We start from the raw sequence: 25,539 nt of genomic DNA, 5'->3' as shown, positions 1-25,539 counted from the left end.
GGTCGGTACCGCTTATCAGGCAATAGTATCCAAATCCTTAAGACGCCTGTCACTGATGTGGATCAAACTGTCCGGGCTTGCCGCCGCGTCATGGGGCGATTAACTGCCGCTCATGTTTCCCGCCGACCGCCTGGCCCAGATCGCAAGCCGCTTCGAATATCTCGAGGCGCGGCTGAATGCCGGCCCGGCCGCCGATGAAATCGCCCGTGTCAGCCGCGAATATGCGGAACTTGGCCCGGTCGTCGCCCAGATCAACGAATGGCGCGCGGCAAACGACGGGCTGGCCGAGGCGCAGGCGCTGCTGTCCGACCCCGACATGCGCGAGCTGGCCGAGGACGAGATCGCCCGACTGCGCGCACGCCTGCCCGAACTGGAACAGGCGCTGCGGCTGGCTCTGCTGCCCCGCGACGCCGCCGACGCCCGCCCCGCCATCCTGGAAATCCGCCCCGGCACCGGCGGGGACGAGGCCGCGCTGTTCGCCGGCGACCTGCTGCGCATGTATCAGCGCCATGCCGAGCAGCAGGGCTGGGATTTCCGCCTGCTTGAACTGGCGCAGTCCGAACTGGGCGGCGTCAAGGAGGCCGTGGCCCATATCGCGGGCGAGGGCGTGTTCGCGCGGCTGAAATACGAATCGGGCGTTCACCGCGTCCAGCGCGTGCCCGACACCGAATCGGGCGGGCGCATCCATACCAGCGCCGCCACCGTCGCCGTGCTGCCCGAGGCGGCCGAGGTCGATATCGACATCCCCGCCAGCGATATCCGCATCGACACCATGCGCTCATCCGGCGCGGGCGGGCAGCATGTGAACACCACCGATTCGGCGGTGCGGATCACCCACCTGCCCACCGGCATCGTGGTGACCAGCAGCGAGAAATCGCAGCACCAGAACCGCGCCAACGCCATGGCGGTGCTGCGTGCGCGGCTTTACGACGCGGAACGCCAGCGCACCGACGCCGAACGCGCCGCCGACCGCAAGTCGCAGGTCGGGTCGGGCGACCGCAGCGAACGCATCCGCACCTATAATTTCCCGCAGGGCCGGGTGACGGACCACCGCATCAACCTGACGCTGTATGCGCTGGACCGGGTGATCGAGGGCGACCTGTCCGAAATCATCGACGCGCTGGTCGCCCACGATCAGGCCGCGCGGCTGGCCGAGGCCGAGGGGTGAGCCAGACCGGCCACCAGGCGCTGGCCGAGGCGGTGCGGCAACTGGCCGCGGCGGGCGTGCCGGATGCGGCGGGCGATGCGCTGGCGCTGCTGTCATTCGCGCTGGGGGTGCCGCGGCATTCCGTGCGCGGCGAATTGTCGCAGCCGCTGTCCGCGCAGGCGCAGCTGGCCTTTGCCGCGGCGATCGGGTCGCGCGCCGCGCGCCAGCCGGTCAGCCAGATCCTCGGCTGGCGCGAGTTCTGGAAACACCGCTTTCGCGTCACCCCGGACACGCTGGACCCGCGCCCGGAAACCGAAACCCTCGTGGCGGCGGCGTTGAAGCTGCCGTGGGATTCGGTGCTGGATCTGGGCACCGGCACCGGCGCAATCCTGCTGTCGCTGCTGGCCGAGCGGCCGGGGGCGCGGGGCCTTGGTGTGGACATGTCGCAGGCCGCGCTGAATGTCGCGCAGGACAACGCGCGGGCGCTTGGCATCACCGCGGATTTCCGGCGCTCGGACTGGTTTTCGGGGGTGCAGGGGCGGTTCGGGCTGATCGTCTCCAACCCGCCCTATATCGCGCTGGACGAAATGGCGGCGCTGTCGCCCGAGGTCCGCGAATGGGAGCCGCGGGCGGCGCTGACCGACGAAGGCGACGGGCTGGGCGCCTATCGCGCCATCGTCGCAGGTGCCGGCGCGCATCTGCTGCCCAAGGGCTGGCTGGCGGTGGAAATCGGCCCCACGCAGGGCGCGGCGGTCACCGGGCTGATGGCGGCCTCGGGGTTTCGCCGAATCGCGCTGCGGTCCGATCTGGACGGCCGGGATCGCGTGGTAATGGGGCAGTTTGGCCCCTGATTGCCACGCATCCTGCGGATTATGTCGAAAATTCTTTCGATTCTGCTTGCCTTGATCCGGCTGGCGTGGTTAGCAGGCCGCGTGATGTGGGCATGATGCCCCTCACGGGTCATCCGCACAGCTTGCTGCAGGAACGCTCCGCCAAATCCCGGGCCGGTTTTCAGGCCCCTGCCATTTGCAGGCCCTTTCCTTTGCAGGCCCATTCCTTTGCAGGATGGTGACCCCAACCGCATCCAGGCGCGCAGCGCCGGACCAGAACATTGGCACGATGAGATCTTCCAAATCCCGTTCGCGCAACAAGTCCCGCAATCCGCGGTCGCTGGGCAACGTCATCAATCGCGTTTTCGACAGCTCGGGCCCCGAGGGCAAGGTGCGCGGCACCCCGCAGCAGATCATTGAGAAATACCTGGCTTTGGCGCGCGACGCGCAGCTGTCCAACGACCGGGTGGCCGAGCAGAGCTTTCTGCAACACGCCGAGCATTACACCCGCCTGCTGGGCGAGGCGCAGCGCGAGCAGGCCGAGCGGCAGGCCCAGTTCGGCGGTCCGCAGGGCGGCCATGGCGGCGATGCCCGCGAGGACCGCGGCGATGGTCGTGGCGACACGCGCGCGGACGGCCGTTCCGACAACCGCTCAGATTCCCGCCCTGATTCCCGGCGCGACGATCGCCGCGATGACCGGGGCGACCGGCAAGAGCGCGGCGATAACCGCAGCGACCGGCGTGACGACCGCCCGCGCGACGGCGGCCCTGCGGCCCATGACAATGAACAGGCGGCGCAGGTGAACGGGGCCGAGCCGTCCGAGCTTGAAGACCTGCCGCGCTTTGTGCGCCCGGTCGCGCAGGGCGGCGTGCAAGGGGGCGTGCAGGGGCTGCCCGAGGCTCGTCCGCAGGCCGGCGATACCGACCGGATCCCTACGCCGGAAACCGACGCGCCGGCCGATGCGGCCCCCGAGGCTGATGCCCCCGAGGCCGCCGAGGCCCCCGCGCCGGCGGAAAAACCCGCAGCCGCGCCTCCGCGTCCGCGCAAGCCGCGGGCGGCAGCCAGCAGCGCCGCAGCGCCCAAGCGCGCCGCCCCGCGCCGTCGCCGCAGCGATGCCGAGGGCGAAGCCGAGGCCGAGGCGGTGGCGAAACCCGCCCCCGGCGCAAAAGCCGAGGATTGAGCTTTTGCCACGGCGCGCGGGTGACCGCGCGCCCCGTCATTCCTGCCGCGCCCCGGCCGCAGCCGTTGCCCGCGCAGCTGACAGCGCGCGGGCCAGCGCGCAATAACGTTCCAGGTCGATTTCTTCGGCGCGGGCCGTGGGCAGGATGCCTGACGCCTCAAGCAGCGATTCGACCTGTGGGTGCAGCCCCCGCAGCGCGGCGCGCAGCATCTTGCGGCGCTGGTTGAAGGCAGCGCGGGTGATTTCCCCCAGCACGCGCGCATCGGCGGGAAATCGCGGCTCGGGCAGGGCGGTCAGATGCACCACCGCCGATTCGACCTTGGGCGCAGGCACGAACGCCTGAGGCGGCAGGGTCAGCACGATCCGCGCCTCGCAGCGCCACTGCGCGAGGATCGCAAGCCGCCCGTAATCCTTGCCCCCCGGCCTGGCCACGATGCGCTGGGCGACCTCTTTTTGAAACATCAGCGTCAGCGACTGCCAGAAGGGCGGCCATTGCGGCGGCGTCAGCCAGCCGACCAGCAGTTCCGTCCCGATGTTGTAGGGCAGGTTCGCGGCGATGCGGATCGGCGGCGTCACATGCGCCAGCGGGTCGATTTGCAGCGCGTCGCCCTGAATCACGGTCAGCCGGCCGGGGTAATGGGCGGCGATTTCCTGCAATGCCGGGATGGCGCGGGCGTCCTTTTCGATGGCGAGGACATGGCGCGCGCCCTCGGCCAGCAGCCCGCGGGTCAGCCCACCGGGGCCGGGTCCGACCTCGATCACGTCGCATTGCGTCAGGTCGCCGGCGGCGCGCGCAATGCGGGCGGTCAGGTTCAGGTCCAGCAGGAAATTCTGGCCCAGCTGCTTTTTGGCGCGCAGATCGTGGCGGGCGATCACCTCACGCAGGGGGGGCAGCCCGTCGATCGCGCTCATGCCCCCGCAGCTGGGGGTTTCACACCCCCAGACCCCCGTGGGATATTTCTGCAAGGAAGAAAGTTCATGCAGCGGCTCTTTTGCGCGCCATGTCCCAGCCCATGCGCAGCGCCGCGATGGTGCTGGACGGGTCCGCCGCGCCGCTGCCCGCGATGTCGAAGGCGGTGCCGTGGTCGGGCGAGGTCCGCACGAAGGGCAGGCCCAGCGTGACGTTGACGCCGCCGGCAAAGTCCAGCGTCTTGATCGGGATCAGCCCCTGATCGTGGTAGCAGGCGATGGCCGCGTCCCAGCGGGCGCGGGCGGGGGCGTGGAACATGGTATCGGCGGGATGAGGGCCCGAGACCGCCAGCCCCTGTTCCCGCAGACGTTCGCAAAGCGGCGCGATCCAGTCGGTTTCCTGCCAGCCCATGGTGCCGCCCTCGCCCGCGTGGGGGTTGAGGCCGGCCACCGCGATCCGCGGTGCGGGGATGCCAAAATCGCGGATCAGCCCGGCATGGGTGATGCGGATGGTGCGTTCCAGCAGCGCCGGGGTCAGGGTCCGGGGCACATCCTCAAGCGGGATGTGGATGGTGGCCGGGACCACCCGGCAGGGCGGGGTCACGCTGGTCGAGGCCAGCATCATCACCACATCCACCCCGCCGGCCAGATCGGCGAGATATTCGGTATGGCCCGGAAAGGCAAAGCCCGCGCCCTGTTTCAGCGCCTGTTTGCTGATCGGCAGGGTGCAGATACCGCCTGCCTGACCCGCCATCGCCATGGCGGCGGCGCGGGCGATCACATCGGCTACCGCCTGCGCATTGGTGAGGTCGGGGCGGCCGGGGGTGTTGGGGGCCGGAAAGTCGTGGCGCAGCACCGGCAGCGCGCCCGCGGGGGCGGGGTCGGCGGGGGTGCTGACCTCGGCCCAGTGGGTGCCGGCGGGCAGGTGGCGCGGATCGCCCATCCAGACAAAGGGCACGTCTGCCGCCAGTGCCTTGGGCGCGAGTTCCGGGCCGATGCCGGCGGGCTCGCCGCAGGTCAGGATCAGCGGCGCGGGGGGCCGGTGCGCTGCGCTCACGGGCGGCGCATCAGCGCGTCGGCGCGCAGCTCGGCCAGATAGGCCTCGGCGGCGGCGTTCACCTTGCGGTTGAAGATTGCGGCCCGCACCTCGTCGCGCGACCGCAGCGGCGGCTCGCCCCGCGACAGCCCGGCGGCGGCAGCGGCGTCGCTGGCGGCGTTTTCGGCGCTGGGGGCATCGGCGGCCGAGGGCGGCGGCTGCATGTCCTCGCGCCGCGCGGGCGTGGGCAGGCCGGGCAGGGTGGTGGCCATCTCGGGTTCGACGATCAGCGTCGGCGTGCGCTTGCACAGCATCACCAGCCGCGCGCCGCGCCCGTAGTCGATCACCGCGCCCTCGTTCGCGTCGAGCGAGGCGAGGCGCTGCGCCACGTCCAGGGCCACCGCGGACAGCGGCAGGCTGTGGCGCTGGATCACGTCGCCGGCAAAGCGGTTCGCCTGCACATAGACCTGATCGCAGCTGTCGGCGACCGACAGGATCTGCGCGCCCTCGGCCGCCGAGGGCAGCGCCAGTTCCACATATTCCACGGTCTGATCGCCCGCGCCGGCGCGCAGCCGTCCGCGGGTGTCGCGCAGATAGAACAGCACCACCGCCCCCTGCACGCTCAGCGGCGCGCTGATCGAATCTTCGGGGACGCGCAGCAGGATCTCGCGCAGGCCGGGGGCGAGGTTGTCGATCGAGGTCCAGGGCAGGCGCCCGCCCTCAGGCGCAGTGGGCACGGCGGAATACTGGCGGGCGGCGGCGGCGAACTGCGCTTCGCTGCGCACGGTTTCCGACAGGCGCTGCGCGATGGCCTGGGCCTGCGCCTCTTGCCCCGGGGGGGCGGGGATCACCAGTTCCGACAGCAGCACCTGGGTGACGATGGGGGTCTGGATTTCCTGTTTCAGCTCTTGCTCGATCTCGCGGTCGCTGACGCTGATATTGGGGACGAGGCGCTGGCGCACCACTTCGCGCCACGCCACGCTGACGCGGACGAAATCGCGCCATGCCTGACGCTCGACGCCCTCGACCGCCAAGGCGGCGGTAAAGCCGGCGGTGTCCAGACCGGCGCGGCCCGCGAATTCGGCCAGCCCCGAGTCCAGCCCCTGGTCGGTCACGCGGATGCCCATCAGCTCGGCCGCCTGCATCTTGAGCCGGTCGTCGATCAGCGCCTGCAACGCCGAATCCGGGTCGGCATCGGGCGCCCGCAGGATCTGCATGAAGCGGACACGCTGCGTCACCTCATAGCGGGTGACGGCCGAGTTGTTGACATAGGCGACCGGGGCCAGCGGCCCCTGCTGGGCCAGCGCCGGCAGCGCCGCCGTGCCCAGAAACACCGCCATCATCGTCGCCTGAGCTATCCGCCGCATCACTGCCTCATTCATCGTTGGCGCCAATCTAGCGCACACAGCTGCGCCGCGCCACAGTTCCCGCGCCATTGTTCTGCTGGCGGCCGAAACCGCCCAGGCGCACCGACAGACCCACATCCGTATCCGCCCGCACCGTGTCGGACGAGGTGAACCGGCGCGACACCGACAGATCCACCGTCACGCATTCGTTGCGGTATTCCAGCCCCAGCTCGGCCTTTTGGGCGCGGTCGGCCGCGAAATCATAGCGGGTTTCGGCGTTCAGCCGCCAGCCGGGGGCCAGTTGCACGGCGGTGCTGGCGGTCAGTTCCGACACGTCGTCGATGCGCCCGGGTTCCGTTGCGGCGTCGATCCACAGATAGCCGGCCGACAGTTGCAGCCCCTTGCGCAGCCAGCCGATGCGCAATTCGTTGCGTTGCAGCGACAGGTCGTCGTCGAACAGCGCCCGGTTGACCATCGCCAGCCCGTTCGACCCCGAATAGGTTGCCGCCAGCAGCCAGTCCGAGCGGCGACCCGACAGCATCTGCCCGTCCTGATCAAAGGCCGGATCGTCGCGCGACCGCAACACCCGCCCTGCCGTCAGCCCCAGCGACCAGCCGGCCGGGTCGATCCGGGTCCAGCCCAGTCCGATATTGGCGCGAAATCCGCCCTCGACCACGTCGCGGCCCGGCAGGCGGTCGATGGAAAACAGGTTGCCCTCGTCGAACTCGACCAGCATCGAATCCTCGTTGGGCACCGCGTTGTCGTTCGAGCTGTCGGGCGACCAGACGAATTGCGCCACCGGTTCCAACGTATGGGTCACGCCGGCGTTCTGTGCGATCAGGGGCCAGCGGAACTCGACCGCCGCGATCGGGGTGACCCGCGTCTGCGAGGAATCAAAGCGGCTGTCGTCGCCGATGCGGTAAAGATCGGCGTCGATGCGGGTCTGCACGCTGCCCACCACGCCGCCGGGCAGGATCTCGACCCGCTGCCAGTCCAGCCGGGCCGAGCCGCGCATCATGTCGCGCCCGTCGTCGCCATCGGTGTTTGAGCTGCGCCGGTGCGCATGGATGGAAAATTGCAGCCCGGCCTCGCCTCCCAGCCCGGCGGGGCGGAAACGCCGTTCCCACAGCGCATCGGCGACCAGCGAGGGCGAGGTGGCGTCGTCCTCGCCCTCGCGAAAGGTCTGATAGCGGCCGATGCGGGCGGCGACCAGCCGGTCGCTGGCCACTCGGTCGACGGTCACGCCGCTCCATAGCCGGTCGGCGTCGGTGACGTCGTAATCCAGCAGATAGGGCCGGTCGCTGACCGATTGCAGTTGCAGCCCCAGCCAGTAGTCGCGCGGCAGGCGAAAGCGGGCGGCGCCGAACAGATAGCCGCGGGTGCCGTCCTCAAGATCGTCGCGGCTGATCGCGCCTTCCAGTTGCAGGGCGCCGTTGGTGAATGCCTGCCGATAGCGCAGCTCCAGCGTGGTGGTGCGGCTGGCGGACAGATAGGGGGTCAGCGTGACATCGGCGCTGTCGCCCAGGGTGATGAAATAGGGCAGCTTGAACCCCACCCCCAGCCGCGAGGTCGTCCGCAGCACGGGTGTAAGGAACCCGGTCATCCGGTCCACCGTCGGGTCGGGGGCGGCAAACCGGGGCAGCGTGACCAGCGGCAGCCCAAAGGCGCGAAACTGCGCGCGCTCGAAATGCAGGCGGCGGGTGTCGGCGTCGTGGATGATGCGGCGGGCGCGGATTTCCCATAGCGGAGTCGGGTTTTCCGCGCAGACATGGCAGGACGAGGCCACGACATGCGTGAGTGTGGTCATCCGGCCCTTGCCGCTGCGCCGCACCTCGGCCGCCGCCATCTGCAATTCGCGCGCCAGCACCAGCCGCGCCCCGCTCAGCAGCCCGTCGCGCAGCCCCTCGTCCAGCTGCGCGGCATCGGCGATCAGCACGGCCTCGTCGTCGCTGCCGGTCTTGCCGGGTTCGGACAGGTGGATCGGCCCCTCGATGCGCATGGTGCCCGCCGCGCCGTCATAGATCACTCGCTCGGCGATCAGCCGCGCGCCGCGATGCCAGACGACGACCCCGCCCGAGGCGGTCAGCACCCGGTCGCCAGACAGCTCGATCCGGTCGGCCAGCAGCGTGGCGGGGCTGTCGGCGTCGGCGTCGGCTGCATCGTCCCGCGACGACGGGACGGCGGGCGCGATCACCACCGGCAGGCGCAGCAGGCTGGTGCCGTCGGCCAGCATTCCCGGATAGCCGGTGGTCGCGGTCGGAGCCAGCGCCGCACCCTGCCGGCCGCTGGCGTCGGGCACGAATGTCTGCGCCACGGCCGGCGTCCCGGCCACCGCCAGCGCCAGCAGCGCGGCCCCGCAGGCAAGGGTGCGCCGCCCCGCGGCGGGCAGATTCGGGCAAGGCAGCGGCTTGCCGGGCAGGGGAAGGGGCCGGGGCCGGGGCACGTGAGCAGCGGTCATCCGTCCTCCAGCCCCAGCAGGGCGGCCAGCGCCAGCATCGCCGCGACCAGCGGCGGCACAAAAGCGGCGAACAGCGGCGGGATCTCGCCCGTTTCGCCCAACACCTGCGTCAGGTTGCGCAGAAAGAACAGCCCCACCCCGGTGATAAAGGCGCTGAGCACCAACACCCCCGCCTTGCGCCCCCGCATCGGCCGCATGGTGAACACGGCGGCGACCATGACCATGGCGCCCATCAGCAGCGGGCGGGCCAGCTCGATCATCAGCCAGACCCGGTGGCGCAGCGCGGTGAACCCGGCGCTTTCCAGCCCTGCGATGAATTCGGGCAGTTGCCAGATCGCCACCGCGTCGGGGGCGCCAAACCCGTCGCGGATGCGGTCGGCGGTCAGCTCGGTCGGCAGGGTCAGTCCGGGCAGCGTCACGGCCGCCAGTTCCGGGTTGGGCTTGCGCAGCGGCCATTCCTTGACCCCCGCCAGCGCCCAGGAACCTGATTCCAGCCGCGCCGATTGCGCCACGATGCGCCGCACCGGCCCCTCGACCGCGTCCAGCACGATAAAGGTGGCGTCGTAAAGCGTGGTGGCGTCGGGGCTGGCGCGGCCCGCGCGGATCACGATCTGCCCGCCCTTGTTGCCGGTGCCCGCCGCGCCCGGCGCCACGCCCTGCCGCAGCCAGACCGCGCCCCGCCCCAGCGAGATCGCCTGCGCCGCATTGCCGCGTGCCGAGACCACCGCCTGATCGTAACGCTTGGTCGTGGCAGCGACCATCGGGTTCATGATGCTGACCAGCACCGCCCCCAGCAGCATCGCGGTAATCACCGGAGCGGCCAGCACCCGCAGCCCCGACCGGCCCGCCGCCCGCATCGCCACCAGCTCGGACGAACGCGACAGCCCCAGAAACAGCGCGATCCCCGCCAGCAGGGTGATCAGCGGCAGAATCGTATAGACGCTGGCGGTGATGTTCAGGGCCGACAGCCCGGCCAGCCCGGCCAGCCCGATGTCGGTATTGCCGCCGAAACGGCGGATCTGCTCGATGATGTCGATCAGGAACAGGATCGCGACAAACACCGCCGTGACCAGCAGGAACTGGCGCAGGAAGCGCCGCGCGACATAGCGTTGCAGGATCACGGCGCGGCCCCCCTGGCTGGCGGGCGGATGCGCCGGGTCCGGGCCGCAAGCCACAGCGCCGCCAGCGTCATCGCCGCCCCCACGACAGCGGGCAGGTAAAGCAGCGGCCAGCGCTCGGGCGCCTTGGCGGCCTGGCTGGCGGCGGTGGTGGACAGCATATGGACGACCAGCAGCGCGACGATGGCCCAGATCACCTGCCGCCAGACGCCGAACCGCGAATACCCGCCCAGCAGCAGCATCGCAAAGCCCAGCAGCGCCCCCACCGGCGCCAGCAACGGCTGGGCCAGCCTTTCATGCCCCTCGGCGCGGGCGCGGGCGGGGGTGGCGCCGGTGGCCTCAAGCAGGGCGGGGTCGGGGTTCATCAGCCGCCATGTGGAATAATCGCGCAGGTCGCGCCCCGGCTTGCTGCGCACCGACAGCATCGAGCCGATGTCATAGGTCAGGTCGGAAAACCGGGTGGTGGACAGGCGCGGCAGCTCTCCGGCCACGGTTTCAAGCGTCTGCACCATGCCGCGCAGCATCACCAGCCGCGGGCCGCTGTCGGTGCGCAGCATCATCGCCTCTTCTGCGGTATAGGCGATCTGGCGCAGCGGGCTGCGCGCGTCCTCAAGAAACAGGTCCAGCAGCCTCCCGTCCGGCGCGATACTGCCGATGAACAGGGTCACCCCGTCGCCCGGATACTGGAACGAGCCGGCGCGCAGAAAGCTGGCGGTGACGTTTTCGGCGATGTCGGCCTGCCGGTCGGCCAGCCGCGCCCGCGCCGCCGGGACCAGCCCATGCGCCAGCGCCGCCACCATCAGCGCCACGATCAGCCCGAACGCCAGCGGCGCCCGCGCCAGCCGCCACGGCGACAGCCCCACCGCCTTCATCACCGTCAGCTCGGATTCCGAGGCGAATCGGTTGGTGCCGTAGACCGTCGCCGCAAAGGCCGCGACCGGCAGCACCAGCGAGATCACCAGCGGCAGGGTCAGGGCGGTGAATTCCAGCACCACCAGCGCGGTCTGCCCGTCCTGGATCAGCTGCTCGAACAGGCGCACGGCGCGGTTGATCCAGTAGACCGACACCAGCACCAGCGCAAAGAACCCGAACTGCGTCAGGAACTGCAACAGCATGTATCGGTCGATGCGGGTCATGGGCGTCCTGTCCGGGTCTGCCCCTGATTAGCGGCTGCGCCGGGCCGGCGAAAGCCCGTCCCCGGTTCGCCGGGACCGGCAGGGGCGGCGCGCTCTGGTCAAGCGCAAACCCCGCCGCTACGCTCGCGCTGTTTTCCAGCAACGAAAGCCCGCCCGCGATGAACCATCCCGTCGAAATCCGTTTCATGCCCGAGGCCGATACCGATCTGGCCGCGCGCCAAGGCCGCGTCGTCCTGTTGATCGGTGACCGCGACCAGCTGCCCAAGGGGCTGCCGCCCGCGGCCCGCAAGAGCCTGGCCCGCGCGCTTTCCTCGAAGCAATGGGCCGAGGTCAAGCCCGGCGGCGCGCTCGAGATCGCCTTTCCGGCGGGGATGGCGGCGGATGCGGTGCAGCTGCTGCGCCTGCCGCGCCGCGCCGATGTGGCGACGGCGCGCAAGGCCGGGGCCGCGGTCGGCGCCCGCATGGGCAAGGCCGAGGTGACGGTGCTGTGCGGCGGACATCCGCGCATCGCCGAGTTGACGCTGGGGATCGCACTGCGCGGCTATGATTTCTCGACCTACAAGACCTCGTCCGCTGGCGAGGACGAGGGCAAGGCAGAAGCCGGCGGCGATGCCCCGGCCCAGCCACCACAGGCGGTGACCCATGGGGCGGTGCTCGATGCCCGGCTGAACGACGCCTCGGGCCAGCCGGGAAAGCCTGCCGCGGACGGGCAGCCCGCCGTGGCCGCGCAGCCCGACAAGGCCCGCGTGACCGTGCTGTGCAGCGACCCCGAATCGGCGGCCCGCGCCGCCCAGGACGGCGCGGCGCTGGCCGAGGGGGTGTTCTTTACCCGCGACCTGATCAACGAACCCGCCAACGTGCTGACCACCAGCGACTTTGCCGACCGTCTGCTGGCGATGTGCGAGTTGGGGCTCGAGGTCGAGGTGCTGGACGAGGACGAGCTGTCCCGGTTGGGGATGCGGGCGCTGCTGGCGGTGGGGCAAGGCTCGGAAAGCCCGTCCAAGGTGGTGGTGATGCGCTGGCAGGGCGGGGGCGACGCCGCGCCGCTGGCGCTGGTCGGCAAGGGCGTGGTCTTCGACACCGGCGGCATTTCCATCAAGCCCGCGCAGGGGATGGAGGAAATGACCATGGACATGGGCGGCGCGGGCGTGGTCGCCGGCGTCATGCGCGCGCTGGCGTTGCGCCGGGCGCGGGCCAATGTCGTCGGCGTGGTCGGGCTGGTCGAGAACATGCCCGACGCGCGCGCGCAGAGGCCGGGCGACATCGTGCGCTCGATGAAGGGCGACACGATCGAGGTGGTGAACACCGACGCCGAGGGGCGGATGGTGCTGGCTGACATCCTCTGGTATGCGCAGGACCGTTTCCAGCCCGCGGCGGTGGTCAACCTCGCCACGCTGACCGGCGCGATCATCGTGGCGTTGGGCCATGACAAGGCCGGGCTGTTTTGCAACGACGACGTGCTGGCGGGCGAGCTGACCCGCGCCGCCGAGGCCGAGGGCGAGGGGATCTGGCGGATGCCGCTCGCCCCCGCCTATGACGAGCTGATCAAGTCGCGGCTGGCCGACATCAAGAACACGGGCGGCCGCGCGGCAGGCTCGATCACCGCGGCGCAGTTCCTGCAACGTTTCATCCGCAACGGCACGCCCTGGGCGCATATCGACATCGCCGGGGTGGCGCTGCCGCCCAAGGAAACCACCCTGGCCCCCAAGGGCGCGAGCGGCTGGGGGGTGCTGACGCTGGACCGGCTGGTGCGCGACCGTTTCGAGCCCGGCTAAGGACCGCCGATGGGCAACGCGCTGTTCTATCACCTGACCCGTTCGCCCGCGGCGCGGCTGGTGCCCTTGCTGCTGGGCAAGTCGCTCCAGGCCGGCTGGCGGGTGGAACTGCGCGGCAGTGATCGCGACCGCATGGCGCGGCTCGACGACGAGCTGTGGCTGGCCGAGGGGTTCCTGCCCCACGGCTTGGCGGGCGGGCCGCATGACGCGGCGCAGCCGGTGCTGCTGACCGTGGCCGGCGAGGGCCGCGGCGGCGCGGCGGCGGCCGAGTGCCTGATCGCCCTGGACGGCGCGGCGGTGGCGCCCGAGGAATGCACCGCCGCACAGCGCGTCTGCATCGTCTTTGACGGCAACGACCCGCCCGCGCTGGACCGCGCCCGCGACCAGTGGCGGGCGCTGACCGGCGCCGGCATCGCCTCGGAATACTGGTCCGAGGCCGGGGGGCGCTGGGAACGCAAGCGCTGAACCGGCCGCGCCGCGATTGCGTCGCCGCCCGTCCGGGGGCCAGCCCCCGGACCCCCGGGATATTTGGCGCAAGATGAAAGAGGCGCGGCGCTTGTTTCGAGGCTCTTCTTTCTGGTGAAAATACCCCGGGGTCCGGGGCGGCGCCCCGGTGCGGCCCCGCGGGCCGGCTCAGCGTTCGAGGATCATGGTGTCGCCCTCGAAGCTGATGCGGGCAAAGCGGCGCAGATAATCCATCCCCATCAGCGAGCGGTCGATGTCGGCCTGGATCACCATGGCGGGCACGTTCTCGTCGATGATGTCGCCGATGGCCACGCGGTCCAGCCGCACGGTCGCGGTCGGCACGATGCCGTTGGCGGTCCGCGCCTGCCCGGCATAGACCAGCTGCCCGACATCCACGCCGGCGCGGCGCGCGTCGCGCGGCGATAGCGCCAGGGCCGAGGCGCCGGTGTCCACGACGAACCGTACCGGCGTCCCGTTCAGTTCGGCCGTCAGGTGGAAATGGCCGTCGCGGGCCAGCGGCACCTCGATTCGCGCGGGATCCAGCATCGCCTGCCGCGGCATCACCTCGCGGCTGATGTCCTGCCACAGCCCCGCTGCGCCGATCGCCGCAAGAAAGATCAGCCCCCAGGCCAGCACCGCCCGCATGGTCGAGCCGGCGTCGCGGCGGAACTCGACCACGACGAACGCCCCCAGCGCCAGCAGCAGCAGGCTGAGGTAGATCAGTCTTGCGGGGTCGATGCTCATGCGGGCTCCTTGTGGTTTATTTCATCTGTGCATTGCCGGGCCGCCGTGCCAGTAGCAGGCCCCGCACCAAGGGCTTGTGAACGTGAAAGCCCTTTCGGTCCTGCACGCATGTCCTTATATGCGAGAGGCGGCGGTTCGCCGCACTGGTGAAATTCGCCCGGTTTATCGCCCGCCGTCCGACGGCAGCACGGCGCCGGGTAAAAGGGAGAACGGACTCATGCCAGCCAATATCGGCATTCCGGGCCTTCTACTGATTGCGGTGGTGGTGCTTGTCCTGTTCGGCAGGGGCAAGGTCAGCTCGCTCATGGGTGAGGTCGGCAAGGGAATCACCGCGTTCAAGCGCGGCGTCCGCGAAGGCTCGGAAGAAGCCGAGCGCGCTGTCGACACCGTCACCGAGCGTGCGGCGATTTCCGCCGACCCCGCCGTCGACGAGCTGGAAGCCGCCGCCGTCCGCGCCCGGGCCGAGGCCGATGCCGCCAAGGCAGCCCGCACCCAGGCGATGCGCGACGTGACCCCGACCGACGGCAACCGATCCTGAGCAGCGGGCGCGTAAGGGGCCATCATGCTGGACATCGGCTGGACCGAGCTTCTGCTGATCGGGGTGGTGGCGTTGATCGTCATCGGCCCCAAGGATCTGCCTGCGATGTTCCATTCGCTGGGCCGGATTACGGCGCGGGCCCGCGGTATGGCGCGCGAGTTTTCCTCGGCGATGGAGGATGCCGCCAAGGCGTCCGGCCTGGATGAGGCCACCAAGGATCTGCGCGATCTCAAGAATCTGACCAGTCCGCGGTCGATGGGCGTCGATGCCCTGGGCCGTGCGGCTGAAAAATTCGAGAAATGGGATCCGATGCAGCCCGCGCGCAATACCGGCAAGGCGCAGCCCGACCCCGCAGCCTTGCCGCCGACGGCCCCCGCCGGTGAGGGCGCTGAAACCGCCGCCTCCGTCGCCCCGGCCGCATCCGCCACCCCAGCCGCGGCGCCGGCAGCCCCGGATCCCGCGGCCCCCGATCGGCCGACGCGCCCGCCCGCCTCCCTTCACGATGCCCCCGAGCCGGGGGCCCGCCGGCTGCACGCCGTGCGCCGCAGCGACCGGAGCTGAGGCTTGTCCAAACGCCCTGACGACATCGAAGATTCCTCGGCCCCGCTGATCGAGCATCTGGCCGAGCTGCGCACGCGGCTGATCTGGTCCGTCGTGGCTTTCTCGATCGCCGCGATCCTGTGCTATGTCGTGTGGAAGCCGATCTTTGACGCGCTGACCCATCCGGTCTGCGGGGCGCTGGCGCGGCGCGGGCAGGAATGCGGTCTGATCATGCTCAAGGTGCAGGAAGGTTTCTTTCTGGCCATGAACATCGCGATGTTCGGCGGCTTCATCCTCGCCTTTCCGGTCATCGCCTATCAGCTGTGGCGCTTTATCGCGCCGGGGCTGTATCGGTCGGAAAAACAGGCGTTCCTGCCGTTCCTGATCGCATCGCCGGTGATGTTCGCGCTGGGCGGCGCGTTTGCCTATTTCATCATCCTGCCGATGGCCTTCGATTTCTTCCTGGGCTTTCAAAGCGGGCCGCTGGTGCTGCCCGACGATCCGACCGCCCCCGTGGTGACCGAGCCGCAGATGGCGGGCATCGTGTTCCAGGGGTCCATCGCGGAATATCTGGCGCTGACGACCAAGTTCATTCTTGCCTTCGGGGTGTCGTTCCAGCTGCCGGTTGCGTTGACGCTGATGGGCAAGGCGGGGCTGGTTTCGGCGGCCGGGCTGATTTCAATGCGCCGCTATGCGATCGTGCTGATCCTTGTGCTGGCGGCGTTGGTCACGCCCCCTGACGTCATCAGCCAGATCGTGCTGTTTGCGGTGATCTATTCGCTTTACGAGGTCGCCATCCAGCTGGTGAAACGGATCGAGACACGGCGCGAGGCTCAGCTGCGCGCCGAAGGACTATGGGTTGACGATGACTGATGCCGCGCTGACGCGCATTGCCGACGCGCTGGACCGGCTGTCGCCGCCGCCCGCGCCCGCCCCCAGCTTTTCCGAGGCCGACGCCTATGTCTGGCACACCGCCCCCGACCGGCTGGAGCCTGTCCGCCGCGTCGCCCGGGTGCCGCTGGACCAGCTGGTCGGCATCGACCGCGCCCGCGACACGCTGCTGGCCAACACGCTGCAATTCGCGCGCGGCCATGCCGCCAACAACGCGCTGCTGTGGGGCGCGCGGGGGATGGGGAAATCCAGCCTCGTCAAGGCCGTCCATGCCGAGGCCGTGGTGCAGGGCCTGCCGCTGGTGCTGGTCGAGATCGCCCGCGACGATCTTGATTCGGTGGGGCGGCTGCTGGCCATGCTGGGCGATAGCGACCGTCGCTTTGTGCTGTTCGCCGATGACCTGTCGTTTTCCAGCGACGACGCGCAGTATAAATCGCTCAAGGCCGTGCTGGACGGCGGGCTGGCGGGGCGGCCCCCGAATGTCGTGCTGTATGCGACCTCGAACCGCCGCCACCTGATGCCGCGCGACATGATCGACAACGAACGCGCCACCGCGATCCATCCCGGCGAGGCGGTCGAGGAAAAAGTCTCGCTTTCCGACCGTTTCGGGCTGTGGCTGGGGTTCCATTCCTGCGGGCAGGACGAATATCTGGCGATGATCGACGGGTATTGCGCCGCCTATGGGCTGAGGATCGACCCCGAACAGCTGCGGGCCGAGGCGATCGAGTGGCAGGCCACCCGCGGCGGCCGCTCGGGGCGGGTCGCCTGGCAGTTCTTTACCGATCTTGCCGGCCGAAATGGCCTGACGATCTGAGCCGGTAACCCGAGCTTAAGGGTTTTCTGCAATTCTCACCGGACGTAACCAGTGATTCGGACAGGGAATGCAGGGCGCAACACAGACTGAGGACGGGGGGCCGGTCGGCAGATCGGTGCTGTGGCGCCATGTCACCGCAGCAACCAGCCGGCGCGCAGGCGGCGAGGCGACAGGTGCAATGCCCACGCGGGCCGGGGCACGTTCTCCGGAACGGGTGGTGGCGGGCGCCATCGGACGGGCGGCGGACAAAATCCACCGGATGCCGCTGTTTTTCGACCAGATTCAATGGAGCGAGGCCGCCTTGGCCGAGCTGGGCGAGCTGTTGCCCGAAGGCGCGCTGGTGTCCATGATCGAGGGGCCGGGCGATTCGCTGGGCGTCGTTGCGATCTGCCCGGAGCTGCTGGCGGCGATCACCGAAATGCAGACGGCGGGCCGGGTGTCCTCGCGCCCCGCGCCATCCCGGCGGCCGACGCGGACCGACGGCAGTATCTGTAGCGATTTCATCAATGCGCTGCTGGCCGAACTGGGTGCCGACCCGTCGCTGCTGCCGGGACGGGACCGGATCCGGGGCTATCGCTATGCCAGTCATCTGGACGATCTGCGGGCGCTCGATCTGCTGCTGGAGGACGGCGGTTTCCACCTGCTTTCGGTCGGGCTGCGTGCCGGCGAGGCCGGGCAGAGAAACGGCCGGCTGGTGATCGCTTGGCCGGCGGACCCGGCGCAATCCCCTTGCGAACCCGGGAATGACGCAGAACCCGCTGACGACTGCACCGGGGCCAGCTCTCTGGCCGATGCGGTCCTTGACGCGCCTTTCGAGCTGAGGGGGATACTCTGCCGCCGCCGCATCTCTTTGCGGGAACTGGCCGCGCTGGCCCCCGGCGACGTGGTGGCGCTGCCCCCGGATGTGCTTGGCGCGGCCACTTTGGAAACTGCGCTGGGACAGGTGCTTTTCCGCGGAAAGCTTGGCGAGATGGCCGGCCGTCACGCCCTGCGTCTGCTTGCCGGGGCCGACGTTGCCGTGGCCGGGGTCGCCGATCCGGCAACCGCCCCGCCATCGGCGGCGACGGTGGGGCCGGACGGGCTGTCGCTGGGCGACCTGGACAGCCCGGACCCGTTCCGCGCGGTGCATGAGAATCTGGTCCCGCATGATGTGGACGGGGCGGGGCCGAGCCATAGAACGCTGCCGGAATCGGCGTAAGCCAATGGCAATGCTGCGGTGGCCACCGATATCCCGCTAAACGCCGTGGGTCGGACGCAGCCGGTCCGTCCCGGTGCCTCGCGCCTGGTGCGTTGAAAGCGGCCGCTGCGCTGCCCGCGATTACGCCAGCGCGATTCGTCCGCCGGGCAGGCGGGTGATGATGCCGTCCAGCTCCAGCTCCAGCAGCGCGGGGGCGAGGCTGCCGGGCTGGATGTCGAGGTCGCGGATAAGGCTGTCCTCTTCGGTGGGTGAGGGGCCGAGCAGTTGCAGCAGCCTTGCGCGCAACCCTGCCGGCCCGGTGACGCAAGGGGCGGCTTTCGGGGCGTTGGCGCCATCCCGCACAGCGGGGGTGCGGCCGTCCGGCGTATCGGTGCGGTTGCTTGCGGGTTGATGGGTGGCGCGAGAGCCTCCGGCCCCCGCCGACGCGGCGTTGCGCGACCCTGCGGCGGGCGCGCTGCCACGATGCGGCTGGTTTTTGCTGTCGCCGCTGTCCCCTGCACCCGCAGCGCCATCGGCCGTCTGCCGGTCGTGCTGCGGTGCAATCAGTGCCAGCACATCCTCGGTATTGCGGACCAGTGTTGCGCCGTCGCGGATCAACGCGTTGCAGCCCGAGGCGCGCGCGTCCAGCGGGTGGCCGGGCACGGCCAGAACCTCGCGCCCCTGCTCGCCGGCCAGCCGCGCGGTGATCAGGCTGCCCGAGCGATAGGCGGCCTCGATCACCACCACCGCCGCGCACAGCCCCGACACGATGCGGTTGCGCGCCGGGAAATGCCTTGCCACCGGCTCGACCCCCGGGGGCTGCTCGGTCAGCAGGCAGCCCGATTCGCAGATGCGGTCCGCCAGCGCCCGGTTCTCGGCCGGATAGATCACGTCGATCCCGCCGGCCATCACCGCAATGGTGCCGGCGGCGCAGCTGGCCTCATGCGCGGCGGTGTCGATGCCGCGGGCAAGGCCGGTAACGACCGCCAGCCCGGAATCGGCCAGTCCCGCCGCCAGATAGCGCGCCATGCGCAATCCCAGGGACGAGGCGTTGCGCGCGCCCACCACCGCGACCGCGGGGCGGCGCAGGATCCCGGCCTGCCCCCGCAGCCACAGCACCGGCGGCGCATCGGGGATCGAGGCCAGCAGCGGCGGATAGTCGGCGTCGCCGATGCGGATCAGCCGTGCCCCGGCGCGGGCGCCGGCGGCCAGCTCGGCCCGGGCGACGCCGATGGGGCAGGGTTCATAGGCTTTGATCCCGGCCGCCGCGGCGATCTGCGGCAGCGCGTCCAGCGCCGCCCCGGCGCTGCCGTGTTCCTCGACCAGCCGGTGAAACGTCGCCGGTCCCACGCGGCGAGAGCGGATGAGGCGAAGGACCGTCAGGTCGTCTTCCCTCGTGGTGGGGTGGGGTAGGGGTGTGCCGAAAGAAAACGCGCTTGGCTTCACTGCCGGTCCCTGCCTCATCCGCAGGGCCTTCATCGCACGGTAATAGTTAATTAATCGTTAGCGCAGATCGGTTTGTCGCAAAATTCACGCAGCCGAGCCGCCCACGGTCAGCCCGCCGATCAGCAGCGTCGGCTGGCCCACGCCCACCGGCACCCACTGGCCCTGCTTGCCGCAGTTGCCGACGCCGGGGTCCAGCGCCAGATCGTTGCCGACCGCGCGGATCTGGCGCAGCGCGGTGGCGCCGTCGCCGATCAGCGTGGCGCCGCGAATCGGCTCTCCGACCTCGCCGTTTTTCACGCGGTAGGCTTCGGTGCAGGAAAACACGAACTTGCCGTTGGTGATGTCCACCTGCCCGCCGCCAAAGCCGACCGCATAGATGCCGTCCTTGAGCCCGGACAGGATCGCCGCCGGGTCGTCCTGCCCCGGCTCCATCATGGTGTTGGTCATCCGCGGCATCGGCGCATGGGCAAAGCTTTGCCGGCGGCCGTTGCCGGTGGGGGCTACCCCCATCAGCCGGGCGTTCTGGCGGTCCTGCAAGTAGCCGACCAGAATTCCGTCCTGAATCAACACGTTGCGGGCGGGCGGCGTGCCCTCGTCATCGACCGAGATCGAGCCGCGGCGGTCGGGCAGCGTGCCGTCGTCCACCACCGTCACCCCGGGCGCGGCGATGCGCTGTCCCATCAGCCCCGAAAACGCCGAGGCTTTCTTGCGGTTGAAATCGCCCTCGAGCCCGTGGCCCACGGCCTCGTGCAGCAGGATGCCGGGCCAGCCCGGACCCAGCACCACGTCCATCACCCCCGCCGGTGCCGGGACCGAGCGCAGGTTGACATGGGCGATGCGCAGCGCCTCGCGCACCAGCCCCTGCCAGTGGTCGGGTTCCATCAGCGCCGACAGGCCAAACCGGCCGCCGCCGCCGGCGGTGCCGGTTTCGCGCCGCGCATTGGATTCCACGATGACTGAGACATTAAGTCGCACCATCGGCCGGATGTCGGTAAAGATGCCCCCCTCGGGGCGCAGGATCGCCACCTCTTGCAGCGAGGACGCCATCGAGGCCGTGACCTGCACCACCCGCGGGTCAAGATCGCGCGCAAAGGCGTCAATGTCGCGCAATGTCGCAATGCGGGCGGCAAAGCCGATCCCCTCGACCGGATCGGCGCCGGCATAGAGCCGCGCCCCCGGCCCCGCCGGTGCGGCGGCCATGGTCCCGCCGCCGTTTCCGACCGCCAGACGGGCCATTGCGGCGGCCTCGCGCAGGCTGGTTTCGCTGATGTCGGTCGAGTGGCCATAGCCGGCCACCTCGCCCCTGACGGCGCGCAGGCCAAAGCCCTGTGCGGCCTCGAACCCCGCATTTCTTAGCCTGCCGTCGTCAAAGACCAAGCTTTCGCCCCGGACCCGTTCCAGGAAAAGCTCGCCGTCGTCGGCACCGGCGGTGGCGTCCCTTAGGATAGCCAGCGCCCGGTCGGGGTCGAGAAGTTCTTCGAAAGGGGAAAAGCGATCAGTCATGAGTCAACCGAGTTAAGTGTATTTGGCCGCCAAGTCGATAGCGAGGCTTGTCCTGTTGCGGTATATGTGGTTGTGACAATATGTCCCGACCGGCAATGGTGTGCGGTCAGCCTCCTCATGGGTCGGGCACGAGCGACAGGAACGGGATTCGACGAATGGCGAACGGGGCAAAAGGCCGCATTGCGGCAGGGCTGGCGGCAGCAGGGCTGGTCGGGATGAATCTGGCGACGGCCGGCGCGGCGATGGCGCAGGACGTGCTGGGCGATCTGCCGGTGATCGGCAAGCCTGTGCCGGGCGGCATCGGGTTCCAGCCCGCGTCCAGCCCGTTGGCGGTGGACCAGCAGTGGCTGGACCGCTTTGTGCTGTATATCATCACCTTCGTGACGGTTCTGGTCTGCCTGCTGCTGCTGTATTGCATCGTCCGCTACAACCGCCGCACGAACCCGGTGCCGGCCCGCTTTACCCACAACACCCCGGTCGAGGTGGTCTGGACGGTGGTGCCGGTGCTGATCCTGCTGACCATCGGGATCTTTTCGCTGCCGGCGCTGTTTCGGTCGCAGGAAATGCCCTCGGACCCCGATCTGGTCATCAAGGCGATCGGGCGCCAGTGGTATTGGTCCTATGAATATCCCAACGACGACATCGCCTTTGACGCGCTGATGCTCGCGCGTGAGGAACTGGCCGAGAACGGCTATGCCGACGACGAATACCTGCTGGCCACGGACAACGCCGTGGTGGTGCCGGTCGGTGCCACGGTGCTGATGCAGGTCACCGCATCGGACGTGATCCACAGCTGGACCATCCCGGCTTTCGCCGTGAAACAGGACGCCGTGCCGGGCCGTATCGCGCAGCTGTGGTTCTCGGCCGACAAAGAGGGCGTGTATTTCGGCCAGTGTTCAGAGCTGTGCGGGATCAACCACGCCTATATGCCCATCGTGGTCAAGGCGGTCAGCCAGGAAAAATACGACGCCTGGATGAGCGGCGCCAAGACCGAGTTCGCGGCGGATGCCTCGGACTATCTGCCCGCCGCCCCTGTGCGGCTGGCGCAGGCGGAATAAGCCGGCGTGGCGGACATCCACTCATACGAAGGAACCGCCCAGAGCCGGGGCGGCGAGGCCGGTTTCGGCGACTATGTGGCGCTGCTCAAGCCGCGGGTGATGTCGCTGGTCGTCTTTACCGCCTTTGTCGGGCTGTATGTGGCGCCGGTGCCGGTCAACCCCTTCATCGGGTTCTGCTGCATCCTGTTCATCGCGCTGGGGGGCGGGGCCTCGGGCGCGCTGAACATGTGGTATGACGCCGACATAGACCGGGTGATGACCCGGACAGCCAAGCGCCCGATCCCCGCCGGCCGCCTGACCGAGGGCGACGCGCTGGGGCTGGGGCTGTTCCTGTCCGGGCTTGCGGTGCTGATGCTGGGGCTGGCGGCCAACTGGTTCGCCGCTGCGTTCCTGGCCTTTACCATCTTTTTCTATGCCGTCGTCTATACGATGTGGCTCAAGCGCTCGACCCCGCAGAACATCGTGATCGGCGGCGCGGCTGGGGCGTTCCCGCCGATGATCGGCTGGGCCTGCGCCACGGGCGGCATCTCGGTCGAATCGCTGCTGATGTTTTCGCTGACCTTTTTCTGGACGCCGCCGCATTTCTGGGCGCTGGCGCTGTTCATGAAAGAGGATTACCACAAGGCCGGCGTGCCGATGCTGACCGTGACCCACGGCCGGCCCGCCACCCGCAAGCACATCTTTGCCTATACGCTGGTGCTGGCGCCCTTTGCCGTGGCGCTGGGGCTGACCTCGATCGGGGGGCCGCTGTATCTGGCGGTGGCGCTGGTGTTCAACGCGCTGTTCATCCTTGGCGGCTGGCGGATCCTGCGCCGGACCGAGGAACAGGCGCAGAAAGATTCCTATGCGGTCGAGAAATCCTTTTTCCGACTGTCGCTGTATTATCTGGCCGCGCATTTCGCTGCGCTGGCGATGCAGGTCACCATCGGAGGCTGGCAGTGATGGCGCTGCACCCCGAACATGAGCTGCACCGCCGCCGCAGCGGCCGCAACGTCGGGCTGGCTCTGGTGCTGGTGCTGTTCGTGGCGCTGGTGTTCGGCCTGTCGGTGGTCAAGATCAAGCAGGGCGACCTGATGCAGGGCTTTGACCATCGTCCGCCCTCGGTCGCGCCGCGCGGGTCGGGGGCGCCTGCCGCCAATCCGGTGGCCGCGCCCGGCACCCCGGCGTCGGCCCTGCCCCATGCGCTTTCCGCGCCCGCAGCAGCAGGGGGTCAGCAGCAATGACCACGAACGACAACAACAACGCCAACATGCGGATCGTCTGGCGGCTGATCGCCGTGGTGGTGTTCATGGGCGCCGCCGCTTGGGCCGCGGTGCCGTTCTATCGCTGGTTCTGCCAGGTCACCGGCTTTGCCGGCACCACCCAGATCGCCACCCAGCAATCCGACCGGGTGCTGGACCAGACCATCCGCGTGCGTTTCGACGCGAACGTGATGCCGGACCTCGACTGGAGCTTTCGCCCCATGCAGCACGAGATGACGGTGCGGCTGGGCGAAAACGTGATGGCCTATTACGAGGCGGTCAACAATTCCGACCAGACGTTGATCGGGCGCTCGACCTATAACGTCTCGCCTTCGGACGCGGGCTATTACTTTGAAAAGATCGACTGTTTCTGCTTTACGGAACAGGAACTCGCCCCCGGCGAGCGGATCGAGATGCCGCTGAACTTCTTTGTCAATCCGGACATGCTGGACAACCGCGACGCCAGCCACATCCGCGACATCACGCTGAGCTACACCTTCTTTCGCATGGACACGCAGAAATCGGCCCGGGCCGAGACCGGCGCGCCCGCTTCCACCGCCCTGAACTGATCCCAGCCGACGCAGAGAGACATCATGGCCCACGCCAAGAACCACGATTACCACATCCTTCCGCCGTCCATCTGGCCGTTTATCGGGGCCGTGGGCGCCTTTGTCATGTTCGTCGGCGGCGTCTTCTGGATGCACAAGATGTCCGTGCTGGGCCTGCCGGTCTGGTCGCTGTTCGCGCTGGGCGTGCTGACCGTGTTCTACACCATGTTCGGCTGGTGGAACGACGTCGCGAACGAAGGCAACACCGGTGACCATACCCCGGTGGTCCAGATCGGCCTGCGCTACGGCATCATCCTGTTCATCGTGTCCGAGGTGATGTTCTTTGTCGCGTGGTTCTGGGCGTTTTTCAAGAACGCGCTGTATCCCATGGGCGAAATGAGCCCGATCGTCGACGGCGTCTGGCCGCCCGAGGGCATCGTCACCTTCGACCCATGGCACCTGCCGCTGATCAACACGCTGATCCTGCTGCTGTCGGGCGTCGCCGTGACCTGGGCGCACCACGCCATCGCCCATGAAAACGACCGCAAGACCGCGATCCGGGGGCTGGCTGTGGCGGTGGCGCTGGGCGTCGCATTCACCTTTCTGCAAGCCTATGAATACAGCCACGCGGCCTTTGGCCTGGCCGACACGGTTTATGGCGGCGTGTTCTATATGGCGACCGGGTTCCACGGGTTCCACGTCATCATCGGGACGATCTTTCTGTTCGTCTGCCTGGTGCGGATGATCCGGGGCAACATGACCCAGACCCAGCATGTCGGGTTCGAGGCCGCCGCCTGGTATTGGCACTTCGTCGATGTGGTCTGGCTGTTCCTGTTCGCCGCGATCTACGTCTGGGGCCGGTGATCGCCCGAAAATCCGATGAAACGCGCGGGCATCCCCCGCGCGTTTTTCCTGTTTCAGGGGCCGCGGCCCCGCTGGTCGAAAGGACGCGCTGATGCTGCGTCGGCTGCTGCCGCTGCTGGTTGCCGGGCTGGTCGTGACCGCGATCCTTGCCTCGCTGGGGTTCTGGCAGCTGCGGCGGATGGAGTGGAAGGCGGGCGAGCTTGCCGCCATCCAGCGCGGGATCGAGCAGCCTCCGGTGGCGCTGCCCGCCGTGATCGACCCGGCGATGAAATACCTGCCGGTGGTGGTCTCGGGCCACACCACCGGCGATGAAATCCTGGTGCTGTCGGGCAGCCATGACCTGGGCGGCGGCTATAACGTGATCTCGGGTTTTCAGACCGGGGACGGGCGCCGCATCATGGTGGACCGCGGCTTCATCACCCAGGACGACCGCCGGACGCCGCGACCGCCCGTGGCGTTGACCGTAGCCGGTAATCTGCACTGGCCCGAGGAAAAGGGCAGCAAGACGCCCGAGCCGGACCTGAGCGCCGGCATCTGGTTCGCCCGCGAGGTGCCGCGCATGGCCGCGCATCTGGGCACCGAACCCGTGCTGGTCGTGGCGGCGGGTGTTCAGGGCGATGCGCAGGGGGTGATGGCGATGCCGCTGGACATCTCGCATATCCCCAACAACCACCTGTCCTATGCAATCCAGTGGTTTTCCTTTGCGATCATCTGCCTGGTGATGACAATCGCGCTGGCGTGGCGTATCCGGCAGCAGACGAACTGAGGGGAAGGC

25 protein-coding genes are annotated in these 25,539 nt (G+C 69.2%); 16 read left to right on the top strand and 9 right to left on the bottom strand.

Annotated elements, in window-relative coordinates; translation table 11 throughout:
- The first annotated feature begins 112 nt into the window (after positions 1-112).
- The 3 genes from prfA to BLW83_RS03735 all read left to right on the top strand — a co-directional run bounded on the left by prfA (position 113) and on the right by BLW83_RS03735 (position 3,157).
- Positions 113-1,168 carry a peptide chain release factor 1 gene (gene prfA, locus BLW83_RS03745; protein WP_090845598.1) on the top strand — a complete coding sequence of 352 codons (1,056 nt, stop codon included), beginning with the start codon at positions 113-115 and terminating at the stop codon, positions 1,166-1,168.
- Positions 1,165-1,998: a peptide chain release factor N(5)-glutamine methyltransferase gene (gene prmC, locus BLW83_RS03740; protein WP_090845596.1), complete on the top strand. Its 834-nt coding sequence runs from the start codon at positions 1,165-1,167 to the stop codon at positions 1,996-1,998. The genes prfA and prmC overlap by 4 nt, the downstream gene beginning before the upstream one ends.
- A 268-nt stretch (positions 1,999-2,266) precedes the next feature.
- A complete protein-coding gene (locus BLW83_RS03735; protein ID WP_090845594.1) occupies positions 2,267-3,157 on the top strand; it encodes a DUF4167 domain-containing protein in 891 nt (296 codons plus the stop codon).
- A 36-nt stretch (positions 3,158-3,193) separates the two neighbouring features.
- On the opposite strand, the gene rsmA is transcribed toward BLW83_RS03735, so the two are convergent.
- From rsmA to lptF, 6 genes are all read right to left on the bottom strand, one after another.
- Complete coding sequence (rsmA, locus tag BLW83_RS03730; protein ID WP_090845592.1) at positions 3,194-4,069, bottom strand: 16S rRNA (adenine(1518)-N(6)/adenine(1519)-N(6))-dimethyltransferase RsmA; 876 nt, start codon at positions 4,067-4,069, stop codon at positions 3,194-3,196.
- 64 nt (positions 4,070-4,133) lie between these two features.
- Complete coding sequence (gene pdxA / locus BLW83_RS03725; RefSeq protein ID WP_090845590.1) at positions 4,134-5,123, bottom strand: 4-hydroxythreonine-4-phosphate dehydrogenase PdxA; 990 nt, start codon at positions 5,121-5,123, stop codon at positions 4,134-4,136.
- The gene (locus tag BLW83_RS03720; protein ID WP_245728603.1) at positions 5,120-6,469 is read right to left on the bottom strand and encodes a peptidylprolyl isomerase; all 1,350 of its coding nucleotides are present in this window, start codon (positions 6,467-6,469) and stop codon (positions 5,120-5,122) included. Before BLW83_RS03720 ends, pdxA begins: the two co-directional genes overlap by 4 nt.
- A gap of 28 nt (positions 6,470-6,497) precedes the next feature.
- The gene (locus BLW83_RS03715; protein WP_090845586.1) at positions 6,498-8,906 is read right to left on the bottom strand and encodes an LPS-assembly protein LptD; all 2,409 of its coding nucleotides are present in this window, start codon (positions 8,904-8,906) and stop codon (positions 6,498-6,500) included.
- Complete coding sequence (gene lptG / locus BLW83_RS03710) at positions 8,903-10,027, bottom strand: LPS export ABC transporter permease LptG (protein WP_090845963.1); 1,125 nt, start codon at positions 10,025-10,027, stop codon at positions 8,903-8,905. The genes BLW83_RS03715 and lptG overlap by 4 nt, the downstream gene beginning before the upstream one ends.
- The gene (lptF, locus tag BLW83_RS03705) at positions 10,024-11,160 is read right to left on the bottom strand and encodes an LPS export ABC transporter permease LptF (RefSeq protein WP_090845583.1); all 1,137 of its coding nucleotides are present in this window, start codon (positions 11,158-11,160) and stop codon (positions 10,024-10,026) included. The genes lptG and lptF overlap by 4 nt, the downstream gene beginning before the upstream one ends.
- Before the next feature lie 158 nt (positions 11,161-11,318).
- On the opposite strand from lptF, the gene BLW83_RS03700 reads away from it, so the two are divergent.
- Together BLW83_RS03700 and BLW83_RS03695 are read left to right on the top strand one after the other, a co-directional pair.
- Positions 11,319-12,935 carry a leucyl aminopeptidase gene (locus BLW83_RS03700; protein WP_090845581.1) on the top strand — a complete coding sequence of 539 codons (1,617 nt, stop codon included), beginning with the start codon at positions 11,319-11,321 and terminating at the stop codon, positions 12,933-12,935.
- Between the two features lie 9 nt (positions 12,936-12,944).
- On the top strand, positions 12,945-13,400 hold the full coding sequence (locus BLW83_RS03695) for a DNA polymerase III subunit chi (RefSeq protein ID WP_090845579.1): 456 nt from the start codon (positions 12,945-12,947) through the stop codon (positions 13,398-13,400).
- A 168-nt stretch (positions 13,401-13,568) separates the two neighbouring features.
- Here BLW83_RS03695 and BLW83_RS03690 read toward each other — a convergent pair whose 3' ends face one another.
- Positions 13,569-14,144 carry a retropepsin-like aspartic protease family protein gene (locus BLW83_RS03690; RefSeq protein WP_090845578.1) on the bottom strand — a complete coding sequence of 192 codons (576 nt, stop codon included), beginning with the start codon at positions 14,142-14,144 and terminating at the stop codon, positions 13,569-13,571.
- Positions 14,145-14,361: 217 nt separating this feature from the next.
- On the opposite strand from BLW83_RS03690, the gene BLW83_RS03685 reads away from it, so the two are divergent.
- The 5 genes from BLW83_RS03685 to BLW83_RS03665 all read left to right on the top strand — a co-directional run bounded on the left by BLW83_RS03685 (position 14,362) and on the right by BLW83_RS03665 (position 18,125).
- The gene (locus BLW83_RS03685; RefSeq protein WP_090845577.1) at positions 14,362-14,682 is read left to right on the top strand and encodes a twin-arginine translocase TatA/TatE family subunit; all 321 of its coding nucleotides are present in this window, start codon (positions 14,362-14,364) and stop codon (positions 14,680-14,682) included.
- Positions 14,683-14,706: 24 nt separating this feature from the next.
- A complete protein-coding gene (tatB, locus tag BLW83_RS03680; protein WP_090845575.1) occupies positions 14,707-15,243 on the top strand; it encodes a Sec-independent protein translocase protein TatB in 537 nt (178 codons plus the stop codon).
- 3 nt (positions 15,244-15,246) lie between these two features.
- Positions 15,247-16,095: a twin-arginine translocase subunit TatC gene (gene tatC, locus BLW83_RS03675; protein WP_090845572.1), complete on the top strand. Its 849-nt coding sequence runs from the start codon at positions 15,247-15,249 to the stop codon at positions 16,093-16,095.
- Positions 16,088-16,927 carry an ATP-binding protein gene (locus tag BLW83_RS03670; RefSeq protein ID WP_090845571.1) on the top strand — a complete coding sequence of 280 codons (840 nt, stop codon included), beginning with the start codon at positions 16,088-16,090 and terminating at the stop codon, positions 16,925-16,927. Before tatC ends, BLW83_RS03670 begins: the two co-directional genes overlap by 8 nt.
- 67 nt (positions 16,928-16,994) lie before the next feature.
- On the top strand, positions 16,995-18,125 hold the full coding sequence (locus BLW83_RS03665) for a FliM/FliN family flagellar motor switch protein (protein ID WP_090845569.1): 1,131 nt from the start codon (positions 16,995-16,997) through the stop codon (positions 18,123-18,125).
- A gap of 120 nt (positions 18,126-18,245) precedes the next feature.
- On the opposite strand, the gene dprA is transcribed toward BLW83_RS03665, so the two are convergent.
- Both dprA and tldD read right to left on the bottom strand, forming a co-directional pair.
- On the bottom strand, positions 18,246-19,454 hold the full coding sequence (dprA, locus tag BLW83_RS03660) for a DNA-processing protein DprA (protein WP_245728602.1): 1,209 nt from the start codon (positions 19,452-19,454) through the stop codon (positions 18,246-18,248).
- Positions 19,455-19,634: 180 nt separating this feature from the next.
- Positions 19,635-21,053: a metalloprotease TldD gene (tldD, locus tag BLW83_RS03655; RefSeq protein WP_090845568.1), complete on the bottom strand. Its 1,419-nt coding sequence runs from the start codon at positions 21,051-21,053 to the stop codon at positions 19,635-19,637.
- A 215-nt stretch (positions 21,054-21,268) separates the two neighbouring features.
- Here tldD and coxB point away from each other — a divergent pair, with 215 nt between their 5' ends.
- From coxB to BLW83_RS03625, 6 genes are all read left to right on the top strand, one after another.
- Positions 21,269-22,111, top strand: a complete 843-nt coding sequence (coxB, locus tag BLW83_RS03650) for a cytochrome c oxidase subunit II (protein ID WP_090845959.1) — start codon at positions 21,269-21,271, stop codon at positions 22,109-22,111.
- 6 nt (positions 22,112-22,117) lie between these two features.
- The gene (gene cyoE / locus BLW83_RS03645; protein ID WP_090845565.1) at positions 22,118-23,053 is read left to right on the top strand and encodes a heme o synthase; all 936 of its coding nucleotides are present in this window, start codon (positions 22,118-22,120) and stop codon (positions 23,051-23,053) included.
- Positions 23,053-23,334, top strand: coding sequence for a hypothetical protein (locus tag BLW83_RS03640; protein WP_090845563.1), 282 nt, complete (start codon positions 23,053-23,055; stop codon positions 23,332-23,334). The genes cyoE and BLW83_RS03640 overlap by 1 nt, the downstream gene beginning before the upstream one ends.
- Complete coding sequence (locus BLW83_RS03635) at positions 23,331-23,921, top strand: cytochrome c oxidase assembly protein (protein WP_090845561.1); 591 nt, start codon at positions 23,331-23,333, stop codon at positions 23,919-23,921. The genes BLW83_RS03640 and BLW83_RS03635 overlap by 4 nt, the downstream gene beginning before the upstream one ends.
- A 24-nt stretch (positions 23,922-23,945) precedes the next feature.
- Positions 23,946-24,764, top strand: coding sequence for a cytochrome c oxidase subunit 3 (locus BLW83_RS03630; protein WP_090845559.1), 819 nt, complete (start codon positions 23,946-23,948; stop codon positions 24,762-24,764).
- A gap of 91 nt (positions 24,765-24,855) precedes the next feature.
- Positions 24,856-25,530, top strand: coding sequence for an SURF1 family protein (locus BLW83_RS03625; protein ID WP_090845557.1), 675 nt, complete (start codon positions 24,856-24,858; stop codon positions 25,528-25,530).
- The last annotated feature ends 9 nt before the right edge of the window (positions 25,531-25,539 follow it).

Origin of the sequence: Paracoccus alkenifer, from assembly GCF_900108405.1 — a bacterium.
Taxonomy (GTDB): Bacteria; Pseudomonadota; Alphaproteobacteria; order Rhodobacterales; family Rhodobacteraceae; genus Paracoccus; species Paracoccus alkenifer.
This window is presented reverse-complemented; position numbering and strand designations above follow the sequence as displayed.

Excerpts from the sequence above, each read along its gene's own strand:
- BLW83_RS03635 (WP_090845561.1), top strand. The coding sequence starts at position 23,331 with ATGACCACGAACGACAACAACAACGCCAACATGCGGATCGTCTGGCGG.
- tatB (WP_090845575.1), top strand. The coding sequence starts at position 14,707 with ATGCTGGACATCGGCTGGACCGAGCTTCTGCTGATCGGGGTGGTGGCG.
- BLW83_RS03630 (WP_090845559.1), top strand. The coding sequence starts at position 23,946 with ATGGCCCACGCCAAGAACCACGATTACCACATCCTTCCGCCGTCCATC.
- lptF (WP_090845583.1), bottom strand. The coding sequence starts at position 11,160 with ATGACCCGCATCGACCGATACATGCTGTTGCAGTTCCTGACGCAGTTC.
- coxB (WP_090845959.1), top strand. The coding sequence starts at position 21,269 with ATGAATCTGGCGACGGCCGGCGCGGCGATGGCGCAGGACGTGCTGGGC.
- BLW83_RS03695 (WP_090845579.1), top strand. The coding sequence starts at position 12,945 with ATGGGCAACGCGCTGTTCTATCACCTGACCCGTTCGCCCGCGGCGCGG.
- BLW83_RS03640 (WP_090845563.1), top strand. The coding sequence starts at position 23,053 with ATGGCGCTGCACCCCGAACATGAGCTGCACCGCCGCCGCAGCGGCCGC.
- BLW83_RS03715 (WP_090845586.1), bottom strand. The coding sequence starts at position 8,906 with ATGACCGCTGCTCACGTGCCCCGGCCCCGGCCCCTTCCCCTGCCCGGC.
- BLW83_RS03735 (WP_090845594.1), top strand. The coding sequence starts at position 2,267 with ATGAGATCTTCCAAATCCCGTTCGCGCAACAAGTCCCGCAATCCGCGG.
- prfA (WP_090845598.1), top strand. The coding sequence starts at position 113 with ATGTTTCCCGCCGACCGCCTGGCCCAGATCGCAAGCCGCTTCGAATAT.
- BLW83_RS03700 (WP_090845581.1), top strand. The coding sequence starts at position 11,319 with ATGAACCATCCCGTCGAAATCCGTTTCATGCCCGAGGCCGATACCGAT.
- rsmA (WP_090845592.1), bottom strand. The coding sequence starts at position 4,069 with ATGAGCGCGATCGACGGGCTGCCCCCCCTGCGTGAGGTGATCGCCCGC.
- BLW83_RS03685 (WP_090845577.1), top strand. The coding sequence starts at position 14,362 with ATGCCAGCCAATATCGGCATTCCGGGCCTTCTACTGATTGCGGTGGTG.
- BLW83_RS03625 (WP_090845557.1), top strand. The coding sequence starts at position 24,856 with ATGCTGCGTCGGCTGCTGCCGCTGCTGGTTGCCGGGCTGGTCGTGACC.
- tldD (WP_090845568.1), bottom strand. The coding sequence starts at position 21,053 with ATGACTGATCGCTTTTCCCCTTTCGAAGAACTTCTCGACCCCGACCGG.
- BLW83_RS03690 (WP_090845578.1), bottom strand. The coding sequence starts at position 14,144 with ATGAGCATCGACCCCGCAAGACTGATCTACCTCAGCCTGCTGCTGCTG.
- BLW83_RS03665 (WP_090845569.1), top strand. The coding sequence starts at position 16,995 with ATGCAGGGCGCAACACAGACTGAGGACGGGGGGCCGGTCGGCAGATCG.
- BLW83_RS03720 (WP_245728603.1), bottom strand. The coding sequence starts at position 6,469 with ATGCGGCGGATAGCTCAGGCGACGATGATGGCGGTGTTTCTGGGCACG.
- BLW83_RS03670 (WP_090845571.1), top strand. The coding sequence starts at position 16,088 with ATGACTGATGCCGCGCTGACGCGCATTGCCGACGCGCTGGACCGGCTG.